Here is a 23014-nt window from a genome sequence, read left to right as displayed (position 1 = left end):
TCGGCGTGTGGCACTTCAGCTTCACGGTGGCCGACCTCGACACGTCGGTGGCGTTCTACTCCGACGTGCTCGGCCTCGAGCTCGTGCACCGCCAGGAGCAGGACAACGCCTACACCCGCGAGCTCGTCGGCTTCCCCGACGCGAGCCTGCGGATCGCGCAGCTCGCCGTGCCGGGGCAGCCGCGCGGGGTGTCGACCCACGACCTCGAGCTGGTCGAGTACGTCGCGCCCCGCGCCGCGCCGACGGACCCGATGCGCAACCGCCCCGGCGCCGCCCACCTCGCGTTCGCGGTGGACGACGCGGTCGGCACCTACGAGCGCCTGCGCGACCTCGGCGTCGAGTTCGTCTCGCCTCCCCAGGCGATCACGGAGGGCATCAACCGGGGCGGGTTCACCTGCTACTTTCTGGACCCCGACCAGATCACCCTCGAGCTGGTCCAGACGCCCGCGCGTCCGGTCAGCGGCTGACGTGGGGACCTGAGGAGGTGGGTGCCACGAGCCGCGTGACGCTCGCCGACGTGGCCCGGGCCGCCGGGGTCGACGTGTCGTTGGTGTCCCGCGTGCTGCGCGGCCACGACGTCAAGGTGCTCGACGAGACGCGTCAGCGCATCGTCGACCAGGCCCGCGAGCTGGGCTACCGGCCCAACGCGATCGCCCGCAGCCTGCGCTCGTCGAAGGCGGGCGCGTTCGGCCTCGTGATCCCCAACTTCAGCAACCCGGTCTACGCCCAGATCATCGCCGGCGCGGAGAGCGCCGCGGCACGCAACGGCTCGGTCATGATGACGACGAGCGGCGAGGGCTGGGACCGCGCCGAGTGGTACGCCGCGCTCGACAGCGGCCGGGTCGACGGGCTGCTGGTCGCCGGCGGGTCGCCGGTCGAGCTGCGCAATCTGAGGGTGCCCTACCTGCTCGTGAACCGCAGCGAGCCGGGCATCGACCGGTTCGTCGTGCTCGACGACGAGAAGGCGGCGGGGGAGGCGGTGCGCCACCTGCTGGAGCTCGGTCACCGTGACCTGGCCTTCGTCGGGGGGCCGGAGGACGCGGACACGGCCCGGCGGCGCTGGGCCGGGTTCGAGGCGGCCGTGGCCGCGCAGCCGGGTGCGACCGCCGTGCAGCTGCCGGGCGACTACACCGCCGCGGGCGGGCGGGCCGCGGTGGCCGACGCCGTACGACGGGGTCTGCGCGTCACCGGGGTCGTGGCGGGCAACCTGCCGTCGGGCATCGGTGTGCTCGAGGGCCTGCGCGACGTCGGGGTGCCGGTGCCGCACGAGGCCTCGGTCGTCGCGATCCACGACGCCGAGATCGCCGAGTACGTGCTGCCGCGCCTGACGACCGTGCGGATGCCCCTGCGGGAGCTGGGGGCCCGGGGCATCGAGCTCCTCACGACGCTGGCCCCGGACGAGCCGGTGGCCGAGGTGGTCGCCGACCCCATCGGTCTCGTGCTGCGCGACTCGACGGGACCGGTGGCGTGAGCGCTCCCGCGACGGCGGAGTTCCTCGTGGAGATCGAGGTCGTGGGCGAGGTCCCGGCCGACCGCCTCGACGACCTGCGCCGTGCGGAGGGCGCCCGGGCGGCGGAGCTGGCGGACGCGGGCGTGCTCGTGCGGCTCTGGCGGCCAGCGGGCGAGGGGTGGCGCAACGTCGGCCTCTGGCGTGCGGCCGACCGTGCGGCGCTCGACGCTGCGATCGCGTCGCTGCCGCTGGCGCCGTACCTCAGCGCACGGGTGCGACCGCTGTCGGAGCACCCGAACGACCCCGGCCGGTAGCGAACCCGGCCGGGGTCGAGAGGTCGACGGTCAGCTCGGGTCGTCCGCGCCCTTGCGGGGCGTGGGCCCGGGCGTGCGCCCGTCGGTCGCGGTCGTGCCCGGCGGCGCCGCGACGGTCGTCGCGTCGGCTCCGACGGCGGTGTTGGCGCTGCCGTAGTCGCCGGCACCCTCGCCCGGCTCGGACGCCTCGATCGAGAGCACGAAGTCGTTGCCGTGCTCCGTCACACCGGCGACGACGGCCTGCTCGACGGCCTGCACGGCGTACTCGCGACGGACGACGAGGGGGTCGGTGCGCAGGTCCTTCACGAGGGCCACGCAGAGCGCGATCATGACGAGCACGAACGGCACCGACGCGGCGATCGTGATGTTCTGCAGGCCCTGCAGGGCGTTCGAACCACCGGCGAGCAGCATGACCGCGGCGACGGCGCCCGTCGCGGCACCCCAGAAGACGACGGTGAGGCGGCGCGGCTCGCTGGCCCCCCGCTCCGAGAGCGTGCCCATGACGATCGAGGCGGCATCGGCGCCGGAGACGAAGAAGATCGCCACGAGCAGCATCACGATGATGCTGGTGAAGGTCGCCCAGGGGTAGGCGTCGAGCGTGGTGAAGAGCTTCGACTCCAGCTCACCGCCGGCGATGTCGGTGCCCATCTCCTGCAGGCGGATGGCGGCACCGCCGAAGATGCAGAACCAGACGAGGCTCACCATCGTCGGGACGAGCAGCACGCCGGCCACGAACTGGCGGATCGTGCGGCCGCGGGAGATGCGGGCGATGAACAGGCCCACGAACGGCGTCCACGAGAGCCACCAGGCCCAGTAGAAGACGGTCCAGTCGGCGAGCCAGCCCTCGGCCTCGGCCCCGTCGGAGGGGGCCCGGGCCGACATGTTCGCCATGTCCTGCACGTAGGTGCCGAGCGTGTTGGGGATGAGGTCGAGGATGAAGACGGTCGGGCCGACGACGAAGACGAACGCCGCGAGCGAGATCGCCAGCACCATGTTGATGTTCGCGAGCCACTGGATGCCGCGGGCGATGCCGGACACCGCCGACGCGATGAAGGCCGCGGTGAGCACGGCGATGATGACGATCAGCGCCGCGTTGCCGACGTCACCGAGCCCGGCGACGATCTGCAGGCCGCTGCGGATCTGGAGGGCGCCGAGCCCGAGCGACGCGGCGGAGCCGAACAGGGTCGCGAAGATCGCGAGGATGTCGATGACGCGCCCGAGGGGGCCGTGCGCGCGGCGGCCGAGGATCGACTCGAATGCGGCGCTGACGAGCTGGAGGCGGCCCTTGCGGTAGACGCCGTACGCGACGGCGAGGCCGAGCACCGCGTAGATCGCCCACGGGTGGAGGCCCCAGTGGAACATCGTCGTGGCGAGCGCGGTCTTCTGGTCGCCGGCCTCACCCGTGCCGGGCGGCGCGGTCGTGAAGTGGGAGACGGGCTCGCTCACGCCGTAGAACATGAGTCCGATGCCCATCCCGGCGCTGAACATCATGGCGATCCACGACACCGTCGTGAACTCGGGCTTCTCGTCGTCGCGGCCGAGCGGGATGGAGCCGTAGCGGCTCAACGCCAGCCAGATGACGAAGACCACGAAGCCCGAGGTGGCCAGCACGAAGAGCCAGCCGAGGTTGGCGACGATCCAGGTGAGGGCGTTCTCCGACGCCGTGGAGAGCGAGTCGGTGCTGACGAAGCCCCAGACGACGAACCCGACCGCGAACGCGGCCGTGACACCGAAGACGACCGGGTCGATGCGCGACGTCGGTGGCCGCTGCTCGACGGCCGGCGGGATGTCGAGGGCCGGGTGGCCGCCCGTGTCCTCGGGCAGGTCGTGGGCGCGGTTCGGTGCTGGCTTCGTGTCGGTCACGTGGTCCTTTCGACGACTGTTCCACTGCATGGGAGGTGCGACCCACGGGAGGGCCGGACCTGTCGACAGTGCCGCAGGCGGATGTATTTGGCAACTATCGTTCCGTCGCTCACATCCGCCCGCGGGTCGGGCCACGCTCCCTGGAGTCAGCCGCGGCTGCTGCGCGACGTGCGTCCGCGCGTGATGCCCACCATCTCCTGCGTGCGCTCGCCGTCGTTCTCCACGAGCCACGCGAGCGCCACCGTGGTCTCGGGCAGGTCGGTGACGGGTCGGTGCACGGCGTCCTTGCGGTGGTGCAGGCGCGCGACGGAGAGGGGGACGACCGCGATGCCCGCGCCGCTGGCGGCCACCTCGATGGCCTCCTCGTCGCTCATCGCGGGCCAGGCCAGGCGCTCGGTGCGGGCGACGTCGGTCCAGCCCGGGACGCGCCGGGGGTCGACCACGAGCTGCTCGTCGGCCAGGTCGGCGAGCTCGACCTCGTCGACGGCGCTCACGACGTGGTCGGTCGACACGACGACGACGGGCTGCTCGTCGTACAGGCGCACCACGTGGAGACCGTCGGTCGTGACGGGGAGCCGGACGAGGCACATGTCGACCTCGCCGGCGCGCAGCGCGCGCTCCTGGTCGGCCTGCTGGACGGGGACGAGCTCGAGGCGCTCCCGGGGGTGGCGCTCGCGCCAGCGGGCGGCCCACTTGTCGGGGGTGGCGCCGGTGACGAATCCGAGGCGGAAGACGGTCTGCACGGGGTCAGCAGACCACACGGCCGTCGGCGCTGCGCAATCACTGATTAAGCCTCACGCTTCATTTCTGCCTACTTCAGGCATATGCTGAAGTCATGGTCTACACGCTGATCGGCGACCTCGTGGGCTCACGGTCGGCCGCCTCGCGCCGCGACGCCCAGGACGCCGTCACCGTCGCCCTCGCCCGGGCGGACGACCTGGTGCCGTCGCTGGACGGTCTCGAGGCCACGGTGGGCGACGAGTTCCAGGGCGTCTACGCCGACCTCGCGACCGCGACGACCGCGACGCTCGTCGTCCGGCTCGTGCTGCTCGGCCTCGGCGGGGACGCGCGCTTCGGGCTCGGGGCGGGGTCGCGCGAGGTGTACGACGACACCCGTGCGCCGCGCCTCCAGGACGGCCCCGCGTGGTGGTCCGCGCGGGCGGCGATCGACGAGCTCGGTCGGCCGTCCGCACGCGCGCGTCGCGGCTGGTACGACGTACGCCACGCCGCCGACGAGCCGTCCGCGCCGTCGGCCCCCCTCGTCAACGCCTTCCTGCTCTGCCGCGACCAGCTCGTCGACCGGTTGAGCCCACGCGCGCAGCAGATGCTCCTCGCGGCGCTGGAGGGCGCCACCCAACGGGAGATCGCGGCCGCGCTGGGGGTCACCGAGTCGGCGGTCTCCCAGCAGTTCGCCCGCGGTGTCGGTGCCGTGCGTGATGCTCAGGCCATGCTCACGCGACTCTCGGACGAGGCGGCCCCGTGACCGGCCTCGGGTGCTGGCTGCTCGTCATCGGCCTCTGCGACCTCTTCCGTGCGGCCCGCGACCTGACGTCCCTGCGGCGGCGCTTCACCCTCGTCGGTGCGGGCCTCGGGCTCGTCGCGGTCGCGTCGGTGGCCTCGCAGCCCGAGGGGGTCGGCGCGGTGGCGTGGGGCCTGGGCGCGGTGGGCTTCGTCGGCTGGGTCGTCGCCTCCAGCTCGGCGCTCGGGCCGGGTACGACGCGCGGCGGCGTGGTGGCCGCGGCCTACGGGTCGCTGCTGCTCGGCGTGCTCGGCTTCGTCCTCGTCGACGAGCGGGCGGGATCGCCCGCCGGCGTCGAGGGGCTGGTGGAGCGCAGCGCGCTGGGCGACGTCACCCTCGACGCCCTGGTGCTCGTCGCCGGCGTGCTGCTGGTGCAGCTGTCGACGGCCAACGTGGCCATCCGGCTGCTCCTCGACCTGGTCGGGGTGCCGGCGGCCGACAACGAGAAGCAGCTCAAGGGCGGCCGGGTGCTCGGGCCGATGGAGCGACTGGTGATCGTGGGGTTCGGGCTCGCGGGCTCCCTGACCGGCGCCGCGCTGGTCGTCGCAGCGAAGGCCCTGCTCCGGTTTCCCGAGCTGCGCTCCTCGGGCGGTGGCAGCTCCCCGGTCCGCGGCGCGAGCGACGTGACGGAGTACTTCCTGGTCGGCAGCTTCGCCAGCTGGCTGGTGGCGCTGGGCGGGGTCGCGCTCGCTTCAGGGCTCTCCTGAAGTCGCGCGTACTTCAGCGGGGGAGTGAAGTACGCGGCGCGCGTCCGGCGCGACAGGCCGATGTCACGGATCGGCGACCGTGCTGCTAACGTTCTCCACGCGATCGACGCACCTGTCCGGGTGGCGGAATTGGCAGACGCGCTAGCTTGAGGTGCTAGTGCCCGTATTAGGGCGTGGGGGTTCAAGTCCCCCCTCGGACACAGATGGAAGGCCCCGCTCCGGCGGGGCCTTTCGCGTTTCCCGACCGTCCGTCGACCGTCCACCGGCGAGGTCCGGCACGCACGGCAGGACCGCCGCCAGCACGGCGACGGCCGCGGCGAGCACGAAGGCGCTCGTCAGGCCCCACCGGTCGGCGACGACGCCGGCCGCGGACGAGCCGACGGCCTGGCCGAGCACGAGTGCGACGAAGAGGACCGAGGTGCCGCCCGCGGCCCGCGCCGCGTCGATCTCGGTGGCCCAGGCGATGAGGGCCGACGTGGCCGCCGTGAAGCCCCACCCGAAGACCGCACAGGCGGCCAGAGCGACGACGAGGTGGTCGGGCGCGGCTCGGAGCAGCAGGATGCCCCCGGCCACCGCTCCGACGGTCACCGACCACGCGCGGGCGGCCGGCAGGGCGCTGAGCGGACACACCGTCGCGATCGCTGCGGCTCCGCCCGCGCCGAGGGCGATCCACGCCACGACGGACCCGACCTGGCTGGCGCCGGCGGCGACGAGGTGGCTGCGGCCGTACGTCCAGACCACGGCCGACGCGGTGCCCAGCAGGACCGCGAGCACGAAGGGCGCCGTGTGGGCCCGGAGCCACGGCCCGGCCGCCACGGCTGTGCCGTCCGCGCCGTCGGCGCCGTCGGCGCCGTCGGGCTCGGGGCTCGCGCCCCCCGACGGACGGTCGAGGAGCAGCACGCCGGTGGCCGCTGCGGCCGTGACGACCGCTGCCAGTGCCCAGACGAGCCGCCAGTCGGGCAGGAGGACGAGCGCGAGGGCGCCGGCCGCCACGAGGCCGACGCCCGTCCCCGTGTTGACCACCGCCTGGGCGCGATCGCGCCGTACGACGGGCACGTTGCGCGCCACGACGGCGACGAGACCGGGGGAGGCGAGGCCCGCGCCGACCGAGCTCAGCACCGCGAGCGGCGCGAAGGTGGCGACGTCCGGGGCGAGCGCCATCCCGGCGGCCCCGCCGCAGGCCGTCGCGGCCGCACCGACCACCACCAGGCGGGGGTGCCGGGCGGCACCCAGGCCGAGGGCGGCGCCGACGCAGTAGGCCAGCGAGGCACCCGAGGAGATGTAGCCGGCGGTGCGGTCGTCGAGCCCGAGCGACGCCTGCATGTCGGGCAGCAGCAGCCCGAACGCCAGGCGCACCAGCCCGTAGGTACCGGCGACGAGGCCGGTGCCGAGACCGACGAGCAGGGCGTCCGTCGGAAGAGGTAACGAAAACGGTCGTTTCACTTTGGTGAGTCTAGGGTGTGGGTCATGGCTGTGCGCGCGAGCACCGAGGAGAAGCTGCTCGACGCGGCGGAGGCGCTGCTGTTCACCCGCGGCATCGCCGCGACGCCCGTGGACGAGATCCTCGCGCGGGCCGGCGTCTCGACCGCCACGCTCTACCGGGCGTACCCCAGCAAGGAGGCGCTCGTCGCCGCCGCGCTGGGGCGTCGGCACCGAGGGTGGCTCGCGACCTGGGAGGCGGCGGTCGAGCGGGCCCCGCACGACCGCGGCCGGCTGCTGGCCGTGTTCGACGCCCTCGACGACTTCCGCGGTCGCCCCGAGGGCGCGCGGTGGTGCGCCTTCCTCGCCACGGCCGCCGAGTACGTCGACCCGCCCGACGAGGTCGCGGCCGCGGTCCGGCTCGACACGGACACGCTGCGCTCCCGGCTCCGGGAGCTCGCCTCGCTCGTCGTGGGGGGCGAGGGTCGCGCACGCGACCGCGCCGCGGGCGACCTCGCCGAGCGGCTGCTGCTCGTCGTCTCGGGCGACCTCGCCATGCGGCTGCGCGCCCCGGTCCCGTCGCCGGTGGCCGACACCCGCGTGGCGCGATCCGTCGCCGAGGCGCTGGTCGACCAGGCGGTCGCCGGGTCGACCGGACGCGGCTGAGGCGTCCTCAGGGCGTCGTGTCGGGCAGGTCGGGGTCCTCGGGCTGCGTCGGTTCGCCGCTCCCGCCCCGGGGCAGGCGCCCCGCCCGGGCCAGCGACTCGCGCAGCAGCATCTCGATCTGGGCGTTCACCGAGCGCATCTCGTCGTCGGCCCACCGTCGTACGGCGTCGGCGACGGCCGGGTTGAGCCGGAGCGGGATCTGCTTCCGCTCCGGCCGTCCGGGCACTCCGCGTGGCATCGACGTCCCTCCGGTCCTCGGGGTCCGACCCGGCTCAGCTGTAGAGCGAGCCGACGTTGACGACCGGCTGGGCGCTGCCGCCGACGAGCACCGTCATGAGGTTCGACGTCATGGCCGCGCGACGCTCCGGGTCGAGCTCGAGGGTGCCCTGCTCGCCCAGCTGGTCCAGCGCGTCGGTCACGAGCCCGACCGCGCCGAGGATCATGACCTCGCGGGCGTCGAGCACGGCCTGGGCCTGCTGGCGCTGCAGCATCGCGCTGGCGATCTCGGGCGCGTAGGAGAGGTTCGAGAGCCGCACCTCGACGACTTCGAGCCCGGCGATCACGACGCGCTCGCCCACCTCGGACGCCAGCTCGACCGACACCTTGCCGCCGTCCTCCCGCAGCGTGACCTGGGTCGTGTCCTCGCCCTCGGAGCGGGCCGTCTGCTGGTCGTACGGGTGGGACGCCACGACGTGCCGCAGGGCCGACTCGGCCTGGGTGCGGATGAACTCGTCGTAGTCGTCGACCGCGAACACGGCCTTCGCGGTGTCGGCCACCTGCCACACCACGATCGCGGAGACGACGACGGGCGAGCCGGTGCGCTCGTTGACCTTGAGGCGCTCGGTCTCGAAGTTGAGCACCCGCACGGGCACCTGGCGCCGGGCCGAGAGGGGCACGGTCCACGACAGCCCGGTGCGGCGGATGGTGCCCATGTAGGTGCCGAAGAACGTGACGACGCGGGTCTCGCCCGGACGGATGATCGCGAAGCCGGTGAGGAGGACCGCGCCGGTCAGCACGAGCGCGACCCCGGCGGCGACGAGCGTGCCGGCGAGAGCGCCGCTGCCTCCCGCGCTGTCGCCCTCCACCGCGCCCACGACGATCCCTGCGGCCCCGCCGAGCAGCAGCAGCACGGTCAGCAGCAGGATCGCCCAGCCTCCCGTGGCGAAGGCGTCGCGCTCCGAGATGTCCACCCGCGTCGGCGTGCCCGCCAGGGTGGGGCCGAAGCCCTCGTTCGGGCTGTCGTCGGTCATGTGCTGCTCCCTCCGTCGCGGGCGCCCTCCGCCCAGGTCCGAAGAACATATCAGAGTGATATCACTCCCGGGTGGCACGACCTCGTCTGTCAGGATGACCGGCATGAGCGACGAGACCAGCACCTCGGGAGCCGGAACGCCGTCCTACGACCCCGCCGCGGAGGTCGTGGAGCTGTGTCGTGAGCTCATCCGCATCGACACCTCGAACTACGGGGACGACTCCGGACCCGGCGAGCGCAAGGCCGCGGAGTACGTCGCGACGCTGCTCGACGAGGTCGGCATCGAGTCGCGGCTCTACGAGTCCACGCCGGGTCGTACGTCGCTCGTGGCGCGCTGGGGCGGCTCGGAGGGCGACCCGCTGCTCGTGCACGGCCACCTCGACGTCGTGCCCGCCGCCGCCGAGGACTGGCAGGTGGACCCGTTCTCCGGCGAGATCCAGGACGGCTACGTCTGGGGTCGCGGCGCGGTCGACATGAAGGACTTCGACGCGATGCTGCTCTCGGTCGTCCGCGCCCGGGCGCGCGCCGGCCACGTGCCCGACCGTCCGATCGTCATGGCCTTCACGGCCGACGAGGAGGCCGGCGGCCACAAGGGCGCGCAGGTGCTCGTCGAGGAGCACCCCGACGAGATCGCCGACTGCACCGAGGCGATCGGCGAGGTGGGCGGGTTCAGCGCCACCGTCCGGGGCCAGCGGGTCTACCTCATCGAGGCGGCCGAGAAGGGCATGGCCTGGATGCGGCTCACGGCCCGCGGCCGGGCCGGTCACGGCTCGATGGTGAACCCCGAGAACGCCGTCACCGACCTCGCCGCCGCGGTCGCCCGCATCGGCGCCTACGAGTGGCCGGTGCGGCTGACGCCGACCATGGAGGTGCTGCTCGCCACCGTCGGCGAGATCGCCGGCGTCCCGGCCACCCCCGAGAACGCCCCCGAGCTCGTCGAGGAGTTCGGCGGGGCCGCGCGCATGCTCGGCAACGTCATCCGCAACTCGACGAACCCGACGATGCTGAGCGCCGGCTACAAGGTCAACGTGGTGCCGACCGAGGCGACCGCGCACGTCGACGGCCGCTTCCTGCCGGGCTACGAGGACGAGTTCTTCGCGACGCTGGCCGAGCTGACGGGCGAGAACGTGGAGATCGACTTCGTCAGCCACCAGCAGCCGTGGGAGACGCCGTACGACGGGCGCCTCGTCGACGTGATGACGCGCTCGCTCCTCGCGGAGGACCCGGGCGCAGTCGTGGCGCCGTACCTGATGAGCGGCGGCACCGACGCCAAGCACTTCCGCCAGCTCGACATGCGCTCCTACGGGTTCGCGCCGCTGCGGCTGCCCGCCGACCTCGACTTCACGGCGCTGTTCCACGGCGTCGACGAGCGGGTGCCGGTCGACGCGCTCGAGTTCGGCGCGCGGGTGTTCGACCGTTTCCTCGGCGAGGCCTGAGCCCCCGGACCGGCAGCCCGGACGGTCTGCCTGGCCCGGCGGCCAGGCAGACCAGGCCGGTCGGGAGGGTCAGCTCGCCCAGAGGGTCGCGCGCTGCCGGATGATCTTGCGGCGTACGACGATGCGCCGCACGCCGTCGGTCGCGATGCGCACGCGGTCGAGCTCCCAGCCGCCGTGCTCGGCCATCTCGACGAGCAGCTGGCGCACCGCGTTGCGCGAGAGGTCGCGGTGCAGCGTGACGTGGTGGAACTCCCACTCCACGCCGCGGGAGAGAGCTGTGCGGGAACGGTCCATGCCACGTACCTCCGTCGCGTGTCCGGGTGGTGCTCAGCGGGTGGTGCTCAGCGGGTGGTGCTCAGCGGTGCGGGTCGATTGTGCGTCGCCGGGCCAAGGCGGTGGGTCGGCTAGTCGAGGGCCGAGACGTCGTCGAGGGCGTCGACGAGCTCGTGGGGGAGCGCCTTGTCCTCCACGCCGAGCAGCCCGCGCAGCTGGGCGGCCGTCCGGGCCCCGACGATCGGGGCGGTGACGCCCGGCCGGTCGCGCACCCACACCAGCGCCACCTCGGCGGGCGTCCAGCCGAGGCCGTCCGCGGCCTTGGCGACGGCCTCCACGATGCCGCGGCCGCGGTCGTCGAGGTAGGCCTCGACGAACGACGAGAAGTGCGACGAGGCCGCCCGCGAGTCCGAGGGCGTGCCCGAGCGGTACTTGCCGGTGAGCACCCCGCGCCCCAGCGGCGACCAGGGGAGCACACCCAGACCGAGTGCGTCGGCGGCCGGCGCCACCTCCGCCTCGATCCCTCGGTTGACCAGCGAGTACTCCACCTGGGTGGAGGCGAGCGGGGCCCGGCCCGGCACGGCGCGCTGCCAGGTGGCGGCCTGGGCGGTCTGCCACCCGGTGTAGTTCGAGACGCCGACGTACGCCGCGCGCCCCGAGGTGACGGCCTGGTCGAGGGCCGAGAGCGTCTCCTCGAGCGGCGCCCGGTCGGACCACACGTGCACCTGCCAGAGGTCGACGTGGTCGGTGCCGAGGCGCTTCAGGGAGGCGTCGAGGGTGCGGAGCAGCGCCCCGCGGGAGGTGTCGCGGTTGTCGCCGCGGCCGGCGCCGCGGCGCTGGCCCAGTCCGGCCTTGGTCGCGAGCACCACGTCGTCGCGGGCGACGACGTCGCCGAGCAGGGAGCCGATGAGCTCCTCCGAGAGGCCGTTCCCGTACGCCGCGGCCGTGTCGACGAGCGTGCCGCCGGCCCCGGTGAACGCGACCAGCTGGTCGCGGGCCTCGTGCTCGTCGGTGTCGCGGCCCCAGGTCATGGTGCCCAGGCCCAGGCGCGAGACCCGGAGGCCCGTCGTGCCGACCGATCGCTGCTGCATGCGGGCCAACCTACCGACGCCCGAGGCTCCCGGGCGGCGGCGACCCGCCGGGGCCGGTGACGTGACGCACACCGCCCCCGCGCGCCCACGGGCCGTGACGGGGCGCCGGGGCCGTAGGCTCCTGCGACGTGTGGGACTACCTCGAGGCCGTCGTCCTCGGCATCATCCAGGGCCTGACCGAGTTCCTCCCGATCTCGAGCAGCGCCCACCTGCGCATCTTCCCGGAGCTCTTCGGCTGGGGCGACCCGGGCGCCGCGTTCACCGCGGTGACGCAGATCGGCACCGAGATCGCGGTGCTCCTCTACTTCCGCAAGGACATCTGGCGCATCGGCAGCTCGTGGACCCGGTCGCTGTTCCAGCCCGAGCTGCGCGGCCACCTCGACTCGCGGATGGGCTGGTTCATCATCATCGGCTCGCTGCCGATCGTGCTGCTCGGCCTGGCCTTCGAGGACGCGATCGACTCCGCGCTCCGCAGCCTCTGGATCGTCGCGACGATGCTGATCGTCATGGGCATCGTGCTCGGCCTCGCCGACCACTACGGCGGCAAGGAGCGCACGCTGAAGGACCTCACCGTGCGCGACGCCGTGCTCATGGGCGTGGCCCAGGCGGCGGCCCTCGTGCCGGGCGTCTCGCGCTCGGGCGCCACGATCTCGATGGGCCGGGCGCTGGGCTACGAGCGGGAGGTGACGGCGCGCTACGCGTTCCTGCTGGCCATCCCGGCCGTCGTCGGTGCCGGCGTCTACAAGCTGAAGGACGTGCCGGGCAGCGACAACCCGTACGGCTGGGGCCCCACCATCGTCGCGACCGTCGTCGCGTTCTTCGTGGGCTACGCCGCCATCGCCTGGCTCCTGCGCTACATCTCGACGCGCTCGTTCCTGCCGTTCGTCGGCTACCGGATCGTGCTCGGCGCCGGCGTGATGGCGCTGCTGGCCGCCGGCGTGCTCAGCGCCTGATCGCCGCCCTCGGCACGCCCGCCCGCCTGCCCGGCCGGCCGGTCGGTCGGGCCGATGGCCTACAGCCAGCCGGAGCGCTTGAACGAGCGGTAGAGCCCGAACGACAGCACCGCCATCAGCAGCAGCGCGAGCGGGTAGCCGAACGTCCAGTGCAGCTCCGGCATGTGGTCGAAGTTCATGCCGTACACGCCCGCGATGAGGGTGGGTCCGGCCACCAGGGCGACCCCGGCGGAGATCTTGCGCATGTCCTCGTTCTGCTGCACCTGGATGCGGGCGAGGTGGGCCTCGAACGCGGCGGCCAGCAGCGACTCCAGGCCGTCCACCACCTCCGCGACCCGCTCGAGGTGGTCGCAGACGTCGCGGAAGTACGGCGCGGTGTCGCCCGAGACGCCGTACACCTCGCCCGCGGCCATCCGGCGCACCGGCTCCCGCAGCGGCAGCACGGCCCGCCGTACCTCGGCCAGCTCGCGCTTCAGCGTGTAGATCCGCTCGCTGTCGTTGGTGCGCTCGGGCGAGAACACCGAGCCCTCGACCTCGTCGACGTCGACCTGCAGCTCGTCGCCGACGCGGCCGTAGGCGTCGACCACGCTGTCGCAGAGCACGTAGAGCACGGCGGAGGGGCCGTGGCTGAGCACCGACGCCCGGGCCTCGAGGGCGAGCCGCACGGTGCGAACGTCGTGGCCCTGCCCGTGGCGCACGCAGACGACGAAGTCGGCGCCGACGAAGACGTCGATCTCGCCCGTCTCCACCGCGTCGTCCTCGTCGACGTACCAGAGCGTCTTCAGCACGACGAAGAGCTGGTCGTCGTAGCGGTCGAGCTTGGGTCGCTGGTGGGCGGTGACCGCGTCCTCCACGGCGAGGGGGTGCAGGGAGAACTGGTCCGCGACCGCGCGCATCTCCTCGGCCGAGGGCTCGTGCAGGCCGAGCCACACGAAGTCGCCGGGCTCGCGGCGGGCGAGCAGGCCCGCGACGTCGTGGGCCGGGAGGTCGGTCGCGACCCGCGAGCCGTCGCGGTAGAGGGCGTTGTCGACGATCACGTCGGGCACGCTAGGCCCTCGGGCGCGCGGGCGGAACACGCCCCGCTGGGGAGCCACGCCCTAGGCTCGCGACATGCCCACCGTCATCCTCCTGCGGCACGGCCGCACCACCGCCAACGCCTCCGGCGTGCTGGCCGGCCGGTTGCCCGGCACCAGGCTCGACGCCACCGGCGAGCAGCAGGCGGAGACCGCCGCCGCCCGGCTCGCGGTGCTGCCGCTCGCCGCCCTCGTCTCGAGCCCGCAGGAGCGCTGCCAGCAGACGGCCGGGTACGTCGTGCGCGCGATCGGTGCCTCGCGGGAGGAGCCCGCGCTCCTCACCGACGACGGCCTCGCCGAGTGCGACTACGGCGAGTGGCAGGGCCGGGCGCTGAAGGACCTCGCCGGCGAGGACCTGTGGAAGGTCGTGCAGCGCCAGCCGTCGGCCGCCGAGTTCCCCGGGGGCGAGTCGCTGCGCGCGATGCAGCAGCGCGCCGTCGACGCCGTACGGCGCCGCGACCAGCAGATCGCCGCCGACCACGGGCCCGGGGCGGTCTGGCTCGCCGTCACCCACGGCGACATCGTCAAGGCGGTGCTGGCCGACGCCCTCGGCATGCACCTCGACCTCTTCCAGCGCCTCCACGCCGACCCCGCGTCGCTGACGATCGTGCGGTACGGCGACGCGCGCCCGACGGTGCTGCAGTCCAACTCCCACGCCGGCGACCTGACGTGGCTCATCCCGCCGCCGCCGGCGGCGGACGCCGCGGCGTCCGCCGGCGCCGAGGACGACGCGGCCGTGGGTGGGGGAGCCGGGCCCGGCGTGCCCGTCCCGGCCGCGGTTCCGCCCTCCCCCTAGGCTGTTCCGCATGCCTCCCTTGGTGCACCGCTTCGACCCGCCGGACCGCTTCGTCGTGGGCACCGTCGGCGAGCCGGGCGCCCGCACGTTCTTCCTCCAGGCGCGCGAGGGCGTCCGCATCGTCACCGTGGCCGTCGAGAAGCAGCAGGTGGTCGCGCTCTCCGAGCGGGTCGACGAGCTGCTCGACGAGGTGATGGAGAGCGACCAGCACACCGAGATCGTCCCGGCCCTGGCGCCCCTCGACCTCGAGGACGTCGCGCCGCTCGAGCAGCCCATCGAGGAGGAGTTCCGCGCCGGCACCATGACGCTGTCGTGGGACCCCGCCGACGACCGCGTCGTCATCGAGGTCTTCCCGTTCACCGAGGCCTCGGTCGTGCAGCCCGGGCAGCCGGAGGAGGAGATCGACGAGCCGGAGCCCGAGGAGGTCTTCGTCGTCCGTCTCACGGCGGGCAGCGCCCGGGCGTTCGTGAAGCGTGCGCTCAGCGTCGTCGAGGCGGGCCGGCCCACCTGCCCGTTCTGCGCCCAGCCGATCGACCCCGACGGGCACCTCTGCGTCCGCGCCAACGGCTTCCGCCGCCGCGACCCGTGAGCGAGGACTCCCGCCCGCCCCTGCCGCCGCCGGCCGCCCTGGTCGAGGGCGACCTGACGCTGCACGGCCGCGTGATGCCGGCGTCCAACGCCACCTTCGTCGGCGAGATCGGCGACCTGCGGGTCGTCTACAAGCCCGTGCGCGGCGAGAAGCCGCTCTGGGACTTCCCCGACCACAGCCTCGCGGGCCGCGAGGTGGCGGCGTACGAGCTGTCGGCCGCCCTGGGGTGGGACGTCGTGCCGACCACGGTGCTGCGCGAGGGGCCGCACGGTCCCGGCATGGTGCAGGCGTGGTGCGAGGTCGACGCCGAGCAGGCTGCGGTCGACATCGTGCCCGGTGACGAGGTGCCGGACGGCTGGCGCCACGTGTTCGACGGCCTCGACGCCGAGGACCGGCCCGTCGCGCTCATCCACGAGGACACACCGGTGCTGCGGAGGATGGCCGTCTTCGACCTCGTCGCCAACAACGCCGACCGCAAGGGCGGCCACGTGCTCGAGATGCCGGGCGGCCACCGCCACGGGATCGACCACGGGCTGACGTTCCACCACGAGCCGAAGCTGCGCACCGTGCTGTGGGGCTGGGCCGGGGAGCCGCTCGCCGAGGACGAGATCGGAGGGCTCGCCGACCTGGTCGAGGCGCTGCAGGGCGACCTGGGGGAGTCCTTGAGCCACCTCGTGCGCGTCGACGAGGTCGCGGCGACCCTGCGTCGCTGCCGGCGGCTGCTCGAGGAGCCCGTCTTCCCGACGCCGTCGGGGGAGTGGCCCGCCATCCCCTGGCCGCCCTTCTGACGCTGCCGCTGCAAAGTCGTGCGCGTCGGTCGATTAGGCTCCCCACCATGCGTGCGTGGTCAGTCCCGAGTGTCCCCTCCCTCCCGGTCCGGGGTCCCGAGGTGGCCGTGCACGACACCGCCTCCGGGCGCCTCGTGACCACGAGCCCCGACGGTCCGGCGCGGCTCTACGTCTGCGGGATCACGCCGTACGACGCGACCCACATGGGGCACGCGGCGACGTACGTCGGGTTCGACCTGCTGGTGCGGGCCTGGCGCAACGCCGGCCACGACGTCACGTACGTGCAGAACGTCACCGACGTCGACGACCCGCTGCTCGAGCGCGCCACCAAGGTCGGCATCGACTGGGTGGCCCTCGCCGAGCGCGAGACCCAGCTCTTCCGTGACGACATGGAGGCCCTGCGCGTCCTGCCGCCCGCGGCGTACGTCGGCGCCGTCGAGTCGATCCCGCTCGTCGTGGCGCTCATCCAGCGCCTCGAGGCCGCCGGTGCGGTCTACCGCGTCGACGACGACCTCTACTTCTCGGTGACGGCCGACCCCGCGTTCGGTGGCGTCTCCGGCTGGGACCGCGACCAGATGCTCGAGATCTTCGGCCAGCGCGGCGGCGACCCCGAGCGCCCCGGCAAGCGCGACCCGCTCGATTGCCTGCTCTGGCGGGCCGAGCGACCGGGCGAGCCGGCGTGGGAGAGCCCGTTCGGTCCGGGTCGCCCAGGCTGGCACATCGAGTGCTCCGCGATCGCGCTGGAGCACCTCGGCAGCGCCTTCGACGTGCAGGGCGGCGGCAGCGACCTGGTGTTCCCCCACCACGAGATGAGCGCCTCCGAGGTGCAGGTCGCCGACCCGAGCCACCCCTTCGCCCGTGCCTACACCCACGCCGGGATGGTGGCCTACGACGGCGAGAAGATGTCGAAGTCGCGGGGCAACCTCGTCTTCGTCTCCCAGCTGCGTCGCAGCGACATCGACCCGATGGCCATCCGGTTCGTGCTGCTCGGCCACCACTACCGCAGCGACTGGGAGTGGACCGACGACCTGCTGTGGCAGGCGGCCGAGACGCTCGAGCAGTGGCGCAAGGCGCTGTGGCTCGGCGCCGGTGCACCCGCCGACGCGGTCGTCGCGCAGGTGCTGGCCGCGGTCGCGGACGACCTCGACGCCCCGACGGCGCTCGCGTCGGTCCAGGCCTGGGTCGACGCCACCCTCGGCACCGACGGGCTCGCCGACACCTCGGACCCCACCGCCGGACAGGCCGTGCGCGACGTCATCGACGCCGCCCTCGGCCTCTCGATCTGACGCTGACCGGGCCCGGACCGGGCCCGACGGCCCGATGCGCGGCGTCAGCCGTCGGTCGAGCCGCGTCGCTTGAGGTAGCGCTCGAACTCGCGTGCGATGGCCTCGCCGCTCGCCTCCGGCAGGTCGGCGGTGTCGCGGCTCTCCTCGAGGGCGCGCACGTACTCCGCGATGTCCTCGTCCTCCTCGGCGAGCTCGTCGACGCCCCGCTCCCAGGCGCGGGCGTCCTCCGGCAGCTCGCCGAGCGGGATGCTCACGCCCAGCAGGTCCTCCAGCTGGCCGATCAGCGCCAGCGTCGCCTTCGGGCACGGCGGCTGGGCCACGTAGTGCGGCACCGCGGCCCAGTAGGACACCGACGGGATGTCGAGCTGGGCGCACGCGTCGCCGAACACGCCGACGATGCCGGTCGGCCCCTCGTAGGTCGACTCCTCCAGCTTGAGCCGGTCGACGAGCTCGGGCTCGGTGGCCGTGCCCGTGACCGGGATCGGCCGGGTGTGGGGCGAGTCGGCCAGCAGCGCGCCCAGGGTGACGACCATCGAGGCGCCGAGGTCGTCGCAGGCGGCGAGCAGCTCGCCGCAGAACTGGCGCCAGCGCATGTTGGGCTCGATGCCGCGGACCAGCACCACGTCGCGGTTCATGCCCGGGGGAGAGGCGATCGCGATGCGCGTCGTCGGCCAGGTGAGACGGCGGTGGCCGCTCTCGTCGGTGCCCACGACCGGGCGGTGCATCTGGAAGTCGTAGAAGTCCTCGGGGTCGATGGCCCCCACCACCCGGGCGCTCCAGGCCTCCATGAGGTGGTCCACCACCCCGGAGGCGGCGTCGCCCGCGTCGTTCCACCCCTCGAAGGCGGCGATGACCACGGGGTCGACCAGGCCGGTGACGTCGTCGAGCTCGATCATCCGGCCAGCGTAGTGCGGCCCACCGACGACCACGGCAGCAGCGAGGATTTCTCGGCGTTCGCCCCGCAGTGTCACGATCTGGAACAGCGGTCCATCCCCTGGGACCGCGACGGAAGGTAGACCTCGTGACCGATCCGCACCACCGCCCCGACTGCACCGCCGACCTGACCCGCGCCCTGGCGGAGCGGATCATAGTGATCGACGGCGCGATGGGCACGGCCATCCAGCGGGACCGCCCCGACGAGGCGGGCTACCGCGGCGAGCGCTTCGCCGACTGGACGGGTGAGGACCTGCAGGGCAACAACGACCTGCTGACCATCACCCAGCCCCAGATCATCGAGGCGATCCACCGCGAGTACCTCGACGCCGGCGCGGACATCATCGAGACCAACACCTTCAACGCGAACGCGGTCTCGCTCGCCGACTACGACCTCGTCGACCTCGCCTACGAGCTGAACTACGAGTCCGCACGCCTCGCCCGCGCCGCGTGCGACGCCGCGTCGACGCCCGAGAAGCCGCGCTACGTCGCCGGCGCGCTCGGCCCGACGACCCGCACCGCCTCCATCAGCCCCGACGTCAACGACCCCGGCGCCCGCAACGTCGAGTGGGACGCGCTCGTGTCGGCGTACACGACGGCCGCCCGCGGCCTGCTCGACGGCGGCGCCGACCTCCTGATCGTCGAGACGATCTTCGACACCCTCAACGCGAAGGCCGCGATCTTCGCCGTCGACGCGCTGTTCGAGGAGCTGGGCCGCCGCTGGCCGATCATCATCTCCGGCACCATCACCGACGCCTCCGGCCGCACGCTGTCGGGCCAGACCACCGAGGCGTTCTGGTACTCGGTGCGCCACGCCCGCCCGCTGCTCGTCGGCCTCAACTGCGCGCTCGGCGCGGCGGAGATGCGACCGTTCCTGGCCGACCTCGCCCGGGTCGCCGACACGTTCGTCTCCGCCTACCCGAACGCCGGCCTGCCGAACGCCTTCGGCGAGTACGACGAGGTGGCCGAGGCCACCGCGGCGGTCGTGGGCGAGTTCGCCGAGGCCGGGCTGGTCAACCTCGTCGGTGGCTGCTGCGGCACCACCCCCGCCCACATCGCGGCCATCGCCGGCGCGGTCGAGGGGAAGACGCCGCGCACCTGGGAGCCCGCGCGTCCCGCCCTGCGGCTCGCGGGCCTCGAGCCCGTGACCGTCGACGAGCACAGCCTCTTCGTCAACGTCGGCGAGCGCACCAACGTCACCGGCTCGGCGCGCTTCAAGAAGCTCATCAAGGACGGCGACTACGACACCGCCCTCTCGGTCGCCGGCCAGCAGGTCGAGAGCGGTGCGCAGATCATCGACGTCAACATGGACGAGGGCATGCTCGACGGCATCGCCGCCATGGACCGCTTCCTCAAGCTGGTCGCCTCGGAGCCCGACATCAGCCGGGTGCCCGTGATGGTCGACTCCTCGAAGTGGGACGTCATCGAGGCCGGCCTGAAGTGCGTCCAGGGCAAGCCGGTCGTCAACTCGATCTCCATGAAGGAGGGCGAGGACGCCTTCCGCCACCAGGCCACGCTCGTGCGCCGGTACGGCGCCGCCGCCGTCGTCATGGCCTTCGACGAGGACGGCCAGGCCGACTCGGTGGAGCGGCGCAAGGAGATCTGCGCCCGCGCCTACCGGATCCTCGTCGACGAGGTCGGGTTCGACCCGGACGACATCATCTTCGACCCGAACGTCTTCGCCGTCGCGACGGGCATCGAGGAGCACGCCACCTACGGCACCGACTTCATCGAGGCCGCGGCCTGGATCAAGGCGAACCTGCCGGGCGCGCGCGTCTCCGGCGGCATCTCCAACGTCTCGTTCTCGTTCCGGGGCAACAACCCGGTGCGCGAGGCGATCCACGCGGTCTTCCTCTTCCACGCCGTGCGGGCGGGGCTCGACATGGGCATCGTGAACGCCGGCGCCCTGGTCGTGTACGACGAGGTCGACCCCGAGCTGCGCGACCGCATCGAGGACGTCATCCTCAACCGTCGACCCGACGCGACCGAGCGGCTCCTCGAGATCGCGGAGCAGCACCGCGGCACGGGCGAGGTGGCCGAGAAGGTCGCCGACGAGTGGCGCTCGCTGCCCGTGGGCGAGCGCATCACCCACGCCCTCGTGAAGGGCATCGACGCCCACGTCGAGGCCGACACCGAGGAGCTGCGGCAGGAGATCTCCGAGCGGGGCGGTCGGCCCATCGAGGTCATCGAGGGCCCGCTGATGGACGGCATGAACGTCGTCGGCGACCTGTTCGGCGCGGGCAAGATGTTCCTGCCCCAGGTCGTGAAGTCGGCCCGCGTCATGAAGAAGGCGGTGGCCTACCTCATCCCGTTCATCGAGGAGGAGAAGGCCAACGACCCCGCGCTCGCGGCGACGAAGGACACCAACGGCACGATCATCATGGCCACGGTCAAGGGCGACGTGCACGACATCGGCAAGAACATCGTCGGCGTCGTGCTCGCCTGCAACAACTACGAGGTCATCGACCTCGGCGTCATGGTGCCGGCGCAGAAGATCCTCGACGCGGCGAAGGAGCACTCGGCCGACATCATCGGGCTCTCCGGCCTCATCACGCCGTCGCTCGACGAGATGGTCGGGTTCGCGAACGAGATGCAGCGCCAGGGCCTCGAGATCCCGCTGCTCATCGGCGGCGCCACGACGTCGCGCGCCCACACGGCTGTCAAGGTCGACCCGCGCTACGACGGCCCGGTCGTCTGGGTGAAGGACGCGTCGCGCTCTGTGCCGACGGCCGCAGCGCTGCTCTCCCCGGTGCAGCGCACGAAGCTGCTCGCCGACGTGAAGGTCGACTACGACGCCCTGCGCGCCCGCCACTCGGGCAAGCAGGAGCGCCGGCTGCTCTCGCTGGAGACCTCGCGCGAGCGCCGTACGCCCGTGGAGTGGGAGGGCTACGTGCCGCCCGCGCCGAACCAGCCCGGCGTGCACGTGCTCGAGGACTACGACATCGGCGAGCTGCGCGACTACATCGACTGGCAGCCGTTCTTCAACGCGTGGGAGATGAAGGGCCGCTTCCCCGACATCCTCAACAACCCGGCGACCGGCGACGTGGCCCGCAAGCTGTACGACGACGCGCAGGCCATGCTCGACCGCATCGTCGAGGAGAAGTGGCTCACCGCCCGGGGCGTGTTCGGCTTCTTCCCGGCCAACGGCACGGGCGACGACACCGAGGTCTACACCGACGACTCGCGCTCCGAGGTCCGGGCGACGCTCCACCACCTGCGCCAGCAGGGCGACCACCGCGAGGGCGTGCCCAACCGGTCGCTCGCGGACTACGTCGCGCCCACCGACTCCGGCCTCGCCGACTGGGTGGGCGGCTTCGCCGTGACGACGGGCATCGGGCTGGAGGCGCGCGTGAAGGCCTACCAGGCCGACCTCGACGACTACAACGCGATCCTGATCGAGGCCCTGGCCGACCGTCTGGCCGAGGCCTTCGCCGAGCGCCTGCACCAGCGCGTGCGCACCGAGTTCTGGGGCCACGTCGACGACGAGCAGCTGAGCAACGCCGACCTGATCGCGGAGAAGTACTCGGGCATCCGGCCCGCGCCCGGCTACCCGGCGTGCCCCGAGCACACCGAGAAGCTGACGCTGTGGGAGTTGCTCGACGTCGAGGCCACCACGGGCATCACGCTCACCGAGTCGATGGCCATGTGGCCCGGCGCGGCGGTGTCGGGCTGGTACTTCTCGCACCCGCAGTCGCAGTACTTCGTGGTGGGCCGCGTGGGGCGCGACCAGGTCGAGTCCTACGCGGAGCGCAAGGGCTGGAGCATCACCGAGGCCGAGCGCTGGCTGTCGGCGAACCTCGGCTACGACCCGGAGGACTGATCGTGGGGGAGCACCGGCCCGGCCCGGCCGACCTGCCCGCGGCAGCGCTCTGGGACATGGACGGGACGCTGGTCGACACCGAGCCGTACTGGATCGAGACCGAGTTCGCGCTCGCGGCGACGTACGGCGCCACGTGGAGCACGGAGCACGCGCTCGCCCTCGTCGGCAACGACCTGCTGGTCTCGGGTCGCTACATCCGCGAGCACATGGGCCTCGACCTGAGCGCCGAGGAGATCGTCGAGCTGCTGCTCGACGGGGTGGTCGAGCGCGTACGGCGCGAGGTGCCCTGGCGTCCCGGGGCCCGCGAGCTGCTCGCCGACCTCGTCGCGAGCGACGTGCCGTGCGCGCTGGTGACGATGTCGTACCGCCGCTTCGTCGAGCCGATCCTCGCGACGCTGCCGCCCGGCACGTTCGCCGCGGTCGTCACGGGCGACGAGGTGGCGCACGGCAAGCCGCACCCCGAGCCCTACCTCACCGCGGCGGCCGCGCTCGGCGTACCGCCGCAGGCGTGCGTGGCGCTGGAGGACTCGCCCACGGGGGCGGCGTCCGCGGAGGCCGCCGGCTGCCGCGTGCTCGCCGTGCCGCACCACGTCCCGGTGCCGGAGGGGCCCGGACGGGTGCTCCACGACTCGCTGTCGGGGCTCGACGCACGGAGCCTCTGGACCCTCGTCGACCGCTGAGCGTCACGATCGTTGCCAGATCGCGACCTCCCGGAGGGCCCTCGGGGCATGACGGGACGGCTCGGAGGCGCTAACTTGCCGGGACGTCTTGTCGCGCTCGGGCGGCAAG

22 protein-coding genes, 1 tRNA gene and 1 pseudogene are annotated in these 23014 nt (G+C 73.2%); 15 read left to right on the top strand and 9 right to left on the bottom strand.

Going from position 1 to position 23014, the window contains the following annotated elements; translation table 11 throughout:
- Positions 1-5 precede the first annotated feature (5 nt).
- From K329_RS26250 to K329_RS0111330, 3 genes are read left to right on the top strand one after another with little or no spacing between them, the layout of a single operon-like run.
- Positions 6-467 (top strand): VOC family protein, encoded by a 462-nt coding sequence (locus K329_RS26250; protein ID WP_169721588.1) that lies wholly within the window; start codon positions 6-8, stop codon positions 465-467.
- Between the two features lie 17 nt (positions 468-484).
- Positions 485-1471, top strand: coding sequence for a LacI family DNA-binding transcriptional regulator (locus K329_RS31255; RefSeq protein WP_043643044.1), 987 nt, complete (start codon positions 485-487; stop codon positions 1469-1471).
- Positions 1468-1764 carry a muconolactone Delta-isomerase family protein gene (locus K329_RS0111330; RefSeq protein WP_028473132.1) on the top strand — a complete coding sequence of 99 codons (297 nt, stop codon included), beginning with the start codon at positions 1468-1470 and terminating at the stop codon, positions 1762-1764. Before K329_RS31255 ends, K329_RS0111330 begins: the two co-directional genes overlap by 4 nt.
- 30 nt (positions 1765-1794) lie before the next feature.
- Here K329_RS0111330 and K329_RS26245 read toward each other — a convergent pair whose 3' ends face one another.
- Both K329_RS26245 and K329_RS0111320 read right to left on the bottom strand, forming a co-directional pair.
- The gene (locus tag K329_RS26245) at positions 1795-3627 is read right to left on the bottom strand and encodes a BCCT family transporter (RefSeq protein ID WP_245596525.1); all 1833 of its coding nucleotides are present in this window, start codon (positions 3625-3627) and stop codon (positions 1795-1797) included.
- A gap of 146 nt (positions 3628-3773) precedes the next feature.
- Complete coding sequence (locus K329_RS0111320) at positions 3774-4370, bottom strand: LysR substrate-binding domain-containing protein (protein ID WP_043643041.1); 597 nt, start codon at positions 4368-4370, stop codon at positions 3774-3776.
- Positions 4371-4462: 92 nt separating this feature from the next.
- On the opposite strand from K329_RS0111320, the gene K329_RS0111315 reads away from it, so the two are divergent.
- The 3 genes from K329_RS0111315 to K329_RS0111305 all read left to right on the top strand — a co-directional run bounded on the left by K329_RS0111315 (position 4463) and on the right by K329_RS0111305 (position 6053).
- Complete coding sequence (locus K329_RS0111315; RefSeq protein WP_043643039.1) at positions 4463-5110, top strand: SatD family protein; 648 nt, start codon at positions 4463-4465, stop codon at positions 5108-5110.
- Positions 5107-5853: a hypothetical protein gene (locus tag K329_RS26240; RefSeq protein WP_043643036.1), complete on the top strand. Its 747-nt coding sequence runs from the start codon at positions 5107-5109 to the stop codon at positions 5851-5853. Before K329_RS0111315 ends, K329_RS26240 begins: the two co-directional genes overlap by 4 nt.
- 114 nt (positions 5854-5967) lie before the next feature.
- A tRNA-Leu gene (locus tag K329_RS0111305) sits at positions 5968-6053 on the top strand.
- Between the two features lie 97 nt (positions 6054-6150).
- Here the strand turns inward: K329_RS0111305 and K329_RS32095 are convergent.
- Positions 6151-7296, bottom strand: a pseudogene (locus tag K329_RS32095) (MFS transporter); the annotation flags it as partial.
- Between the two features lie 24 nt (positions 7297-7320).
- Between K329_RS32095 and K329_RS0111290 the strand changes: the two are divergent.
- Positions 7321-7938 (top strand): TetR/AcrR family transcriptional regulator, encoded by a 618-nt coding sequence (locus K329_RS0111290; RefSeq protein WP_028473127.1) that lies wholly within the window; start codon positions 7321-7323, stop codon positions 7936-7938.
- Positions 7939-7945: 7 nt separating this feature from the next.
- Here K329_RS0111290 and K329_RS0111285 read toward each other — a convergent pair whose 3' ends face one another.
- Positions 7946-8176: a type II toxin-antitoxin system antitoxin gene (locus K329_RS0111285; protein WP_028473126.1), complete on the bottom strand. Its 231-nt coding sequence runs from the start codon at positions 8174-8176 to the stop codon at positions 7946-7948.
- Positions 8177-8210: 34 nt separating this feature from the next.
- A complete protein-coding gene (locus K329_RS0111280) occupies positions 8211-9188 on the bottom strand; it encodes an SPFH domain-containing protein (protein WP_028473125.1) in 978 nt (325 codons plus the stop codon).
- Between the two features lie 103 nt (positions 9189-9291).
- On the opposite strand from K329_RS0111280, the gene K329_RS0111275 reads away from it, so the two are divergent.
- Positions 9292-10623: a M20/M25/M40 family metallo-hydrolase gene (locus K329_RS0111275; RefSeq protein ID WP_028473124.1), complete on the top strand. Its 1332-nt coding sequence runs from the start codon at positions 9292-9294 to the stop codon at positions 10621-10623.
- A 69-nt stretch (positions 10624-10692) separates the two neighbouring features.
- On the opposite strand, the gene K329_RS0111270 is transcribed toward K329_RS0111275, so the two are convergent.
- Together K329_RS0111270 and K329_RS0111265 are read right to left on the bottom strand one after the other, a co-directional pair.
- Positions 10693-10917, bottom strand: a complete 225-nt coding sequence (locus tag K329_RS0111270; protein WP_043643034.1) for a DUF5703 family protein — start codon at positions 10915-10917, stop codon at positions 10693-10695.
- A 110-nt stretch (positions 10918-11027) separates the two neighbouring features.
- The gene (locus K329_RS0111265) at positions 11028-11987 is read right to left on the bottom strand and encodes an aldo/keto reductase (protein WP_028473122.1); all 960 of its coding nucleotides are present in this window, start codon (positions 11985-11987) and stop codon (positions 11028-11030) included.
- 128 nt (positions 11988-12115) lie between these two features.
- Between K329_RS0111265 and K329_RS0111260 the strand changes: the two genes are divergently transcribed.
- Positions 12116-12940: an undecaprenyl-diphosphate phosphatase gene (locus K329_RS0111260; protein ID WP_028473121.1), complete on the top strand. Its 825-nt coding sequence runs from the start codon at positions 12116-12118 to the stop codon at positions 12938-12940.
- A gap of 59 nt (positions 12941-12999) precedes the next feature.
- Here K329_RS0111260 and K329_RS0111255 read toward each other — a convergent pair whose 3' ends face one another.
- Positions 13000-13977, bottom strand: a complete 978-nt coding sequence (locus K329_RS0111255) for a magnesium and cobalt transport protein CorA (protein WP_028473120.1) — start codon at positions 13975-13977, stop codon at positions 13000-13002.
- Positions 13978-14050: 73 nt separating this feature from the next.
- On the opposite strand from K329_RS0111255, the gene K329_RS0111250 reads away from it, so the two are divergent.
- The 4 genes from K329_RS0111250 to mshC are packed head-to-tail and all read left to right on the top strand — an operon-like array spanning position 14051 to position 17472.
- Entirely contained in the window at positions 14051-14809 is a 759-nt protein-coding gene (locus K329_RS0111250) for an MSMEG_4193 family putative phosphomutase (protein ID WP_028473119.1), read from the top strand.
- Positions 14810-14819: 10 nt separating this feature from the next.
- Complete coding sequence (locus K329_RS0111245) at positions 14820-15398, top strand: DUF3090 family protein (protein ID WP_028473118.1); 579 nt, start codon at positions 14820-14822, stop codon at positions 15396-15398.
- Positions 15395-16186: an SCO1664 family protein gene (locus K329_RS0111240; protein WP_245596524.1), complete on the top strand. Its 792-nt coding sequence runs from the start codon at positions 15395-15397 to the stop codon at positions 16184-16186. Before K329_RS0111245 ends, K329_RS0111240 begins: the two co-directional genes overlap by 4 nt.
- A gap of 47 nt (positions 16187-16233) precedes the next feature.
- A complete protein-coding gene (gene mshC / locus K329_RS0111235; protein WP_028473116.1) occupies positions 16234-17472 on the top strand; it encodes a cysteine--1-D-myo-inosityl 2-amino-2-deoxy-alpha-D-glucopyranoside ligase in 1239 nt (412 codons plus the stop codon).
- A 44-nt stretch (positions 17473-17516) separates the two neighbouring features.
- Here the strand turns inward: mshC and K329_RS0111230 are convergent, their stop codons facing one another.
- Positions 17517-18368, bottom strand: coding sequence for a PAC2 family protein (locus tag K329_RS0111230; RefSeq protein WP_028473115.1), 852 nt, complete (start codon positions 18366-18368; stop codon positions 17517-17519).
- 209 nt (positions 18369-18577) lie between these two features.
- On the opposite strand from K329_RS0111230, the gene metH reads away from it, so the two are divergent.
- Together metH and K329_RS0111215 are read left to right on the top strand one after the other, a co-directional pair.
- On the top strand, positions 18578-22225 hold the full coding sequence (gene metH, locus K329_RS0111220; RefSeq protein ID WP_245596536.1) for a methionine synthase: 3648 nt from the start codon (positions 18578-18580) through the stop codon (positions 22223-22225).
- 2 nt (positions 22226-22227) lie between these two features.
- Entirely contained in the window at positions 22228-22905 is a 678-nt protein-coding gene (locus tag K329_RS0111215) for an HAD family hydrolase (RefSeq protein ID WP_028473113.1), read from the top strand.
- Positions 22906-23014: the final 109 nt, after the last annotated feature.

The organism is Nocardioides alkalitolerans DSM 16699, assembly GCF_000426525.1.
GTDB classification, from domain to species: domain Bacteria; phylum Actinomycetota; class Actinomycetes; order Propionibacteriales; family Nocardioidaceae; genus Nocardioides; species Nocardioides alkalitolerans.
The sequence above is the reverse complement of the archived record's forward strand: the minus strand, read 5'-3'. Positions and strand labels throughout refer to the sequence as shown.

Excerpts from the sequence above, each read along its gene's own strand:
- K329_RS0111290 (WP_028473127.1), top strand. The coding sequence starts at position 7,321 with ATGGCTGTGCGCGCGAGCACCGAGGAGAAGCTGCTCGACGCGGCGGAG.
- K329_RS0111230 (WP_028473115.1), bottom strand. The coding sequence starts at position 18,368 with ATGATCGAGCTCGACGACGTCACCGGCCTGGTCGACCCCGTGGTCATC.
- K329_RS0111315 (WP_043643039.1), top strand. The coding sequence starts at position 4,463 with ATGGTCTACACGCTGATCGGCGACCTCGTGGGCTCACGGTCGGCCGCC.
- K329_RS0111270 (WP_043643034.1), bottom strand. The coding sequence starts at position 10,917 with ATGGACCGTTCCCGCACAGCTCTCTCCCGCGGCGTGGAGTGGGAGTTC.
- mshC (WP_028473116.1), top strand. The coding sequence starts at position 16,234 with ATGCGTGCGTGGTCAGTCCCGAGTGTCCCCTCCCTCCCGGTCCGGGGT.
- K329_RS0111285 (WP_028473126.1), bottom strand. The coding sequence starts at position 8,176 with ATGCCACGCGGAGTGCCCGGACGGCCGGAGCGGAAGCAGATCCCGCTC.
- K329_RS0111275 (WP_028473124.1), top strand. The coding sequence starts at position 9,292 with ATGAGCGACGAGACCAGCACCTCGGGAGCCGGAACGCCGTCCTACGAC.
- K329_RS0111250 (WP_028473119.1), top strand. The coding sequence starts at position 14,051 with ATGCCCACCGTCATCCTCCTGCGGCACGGCCGCACCACCGCCAACGCC.
- K329_RS0111280 (WP_028473125.1), bottom strand. The coding sequence starts at position 9,188 with ATGACCGACGACAGCCCGAACGAGGGCTTCGGCCCCACCCTGGCGGGC.
- K329_RS0111265 (WP_028473122.1), bottom strand. The coding sequence starts at position 11,987 with ATGCAGCAGCGATCGGTCGGCACGACGGGCCTCCGGGTCTCGCGCCTG.
- metH (WP_245596536.1), top strand. The coding sequence starts at position 18,578 with ATGGGCACGGCCATCCAGCGGGACCGCCCCGACGAGGCGGGCTACCGC.
- K329_RS0111245 (WP_028473118.1), top strand. The coding sequence starts at position 14,820 with ATGCCTCCCTTGGTGCACCGCTTCGACCCGCCGGACCGCTTCGTCGTG.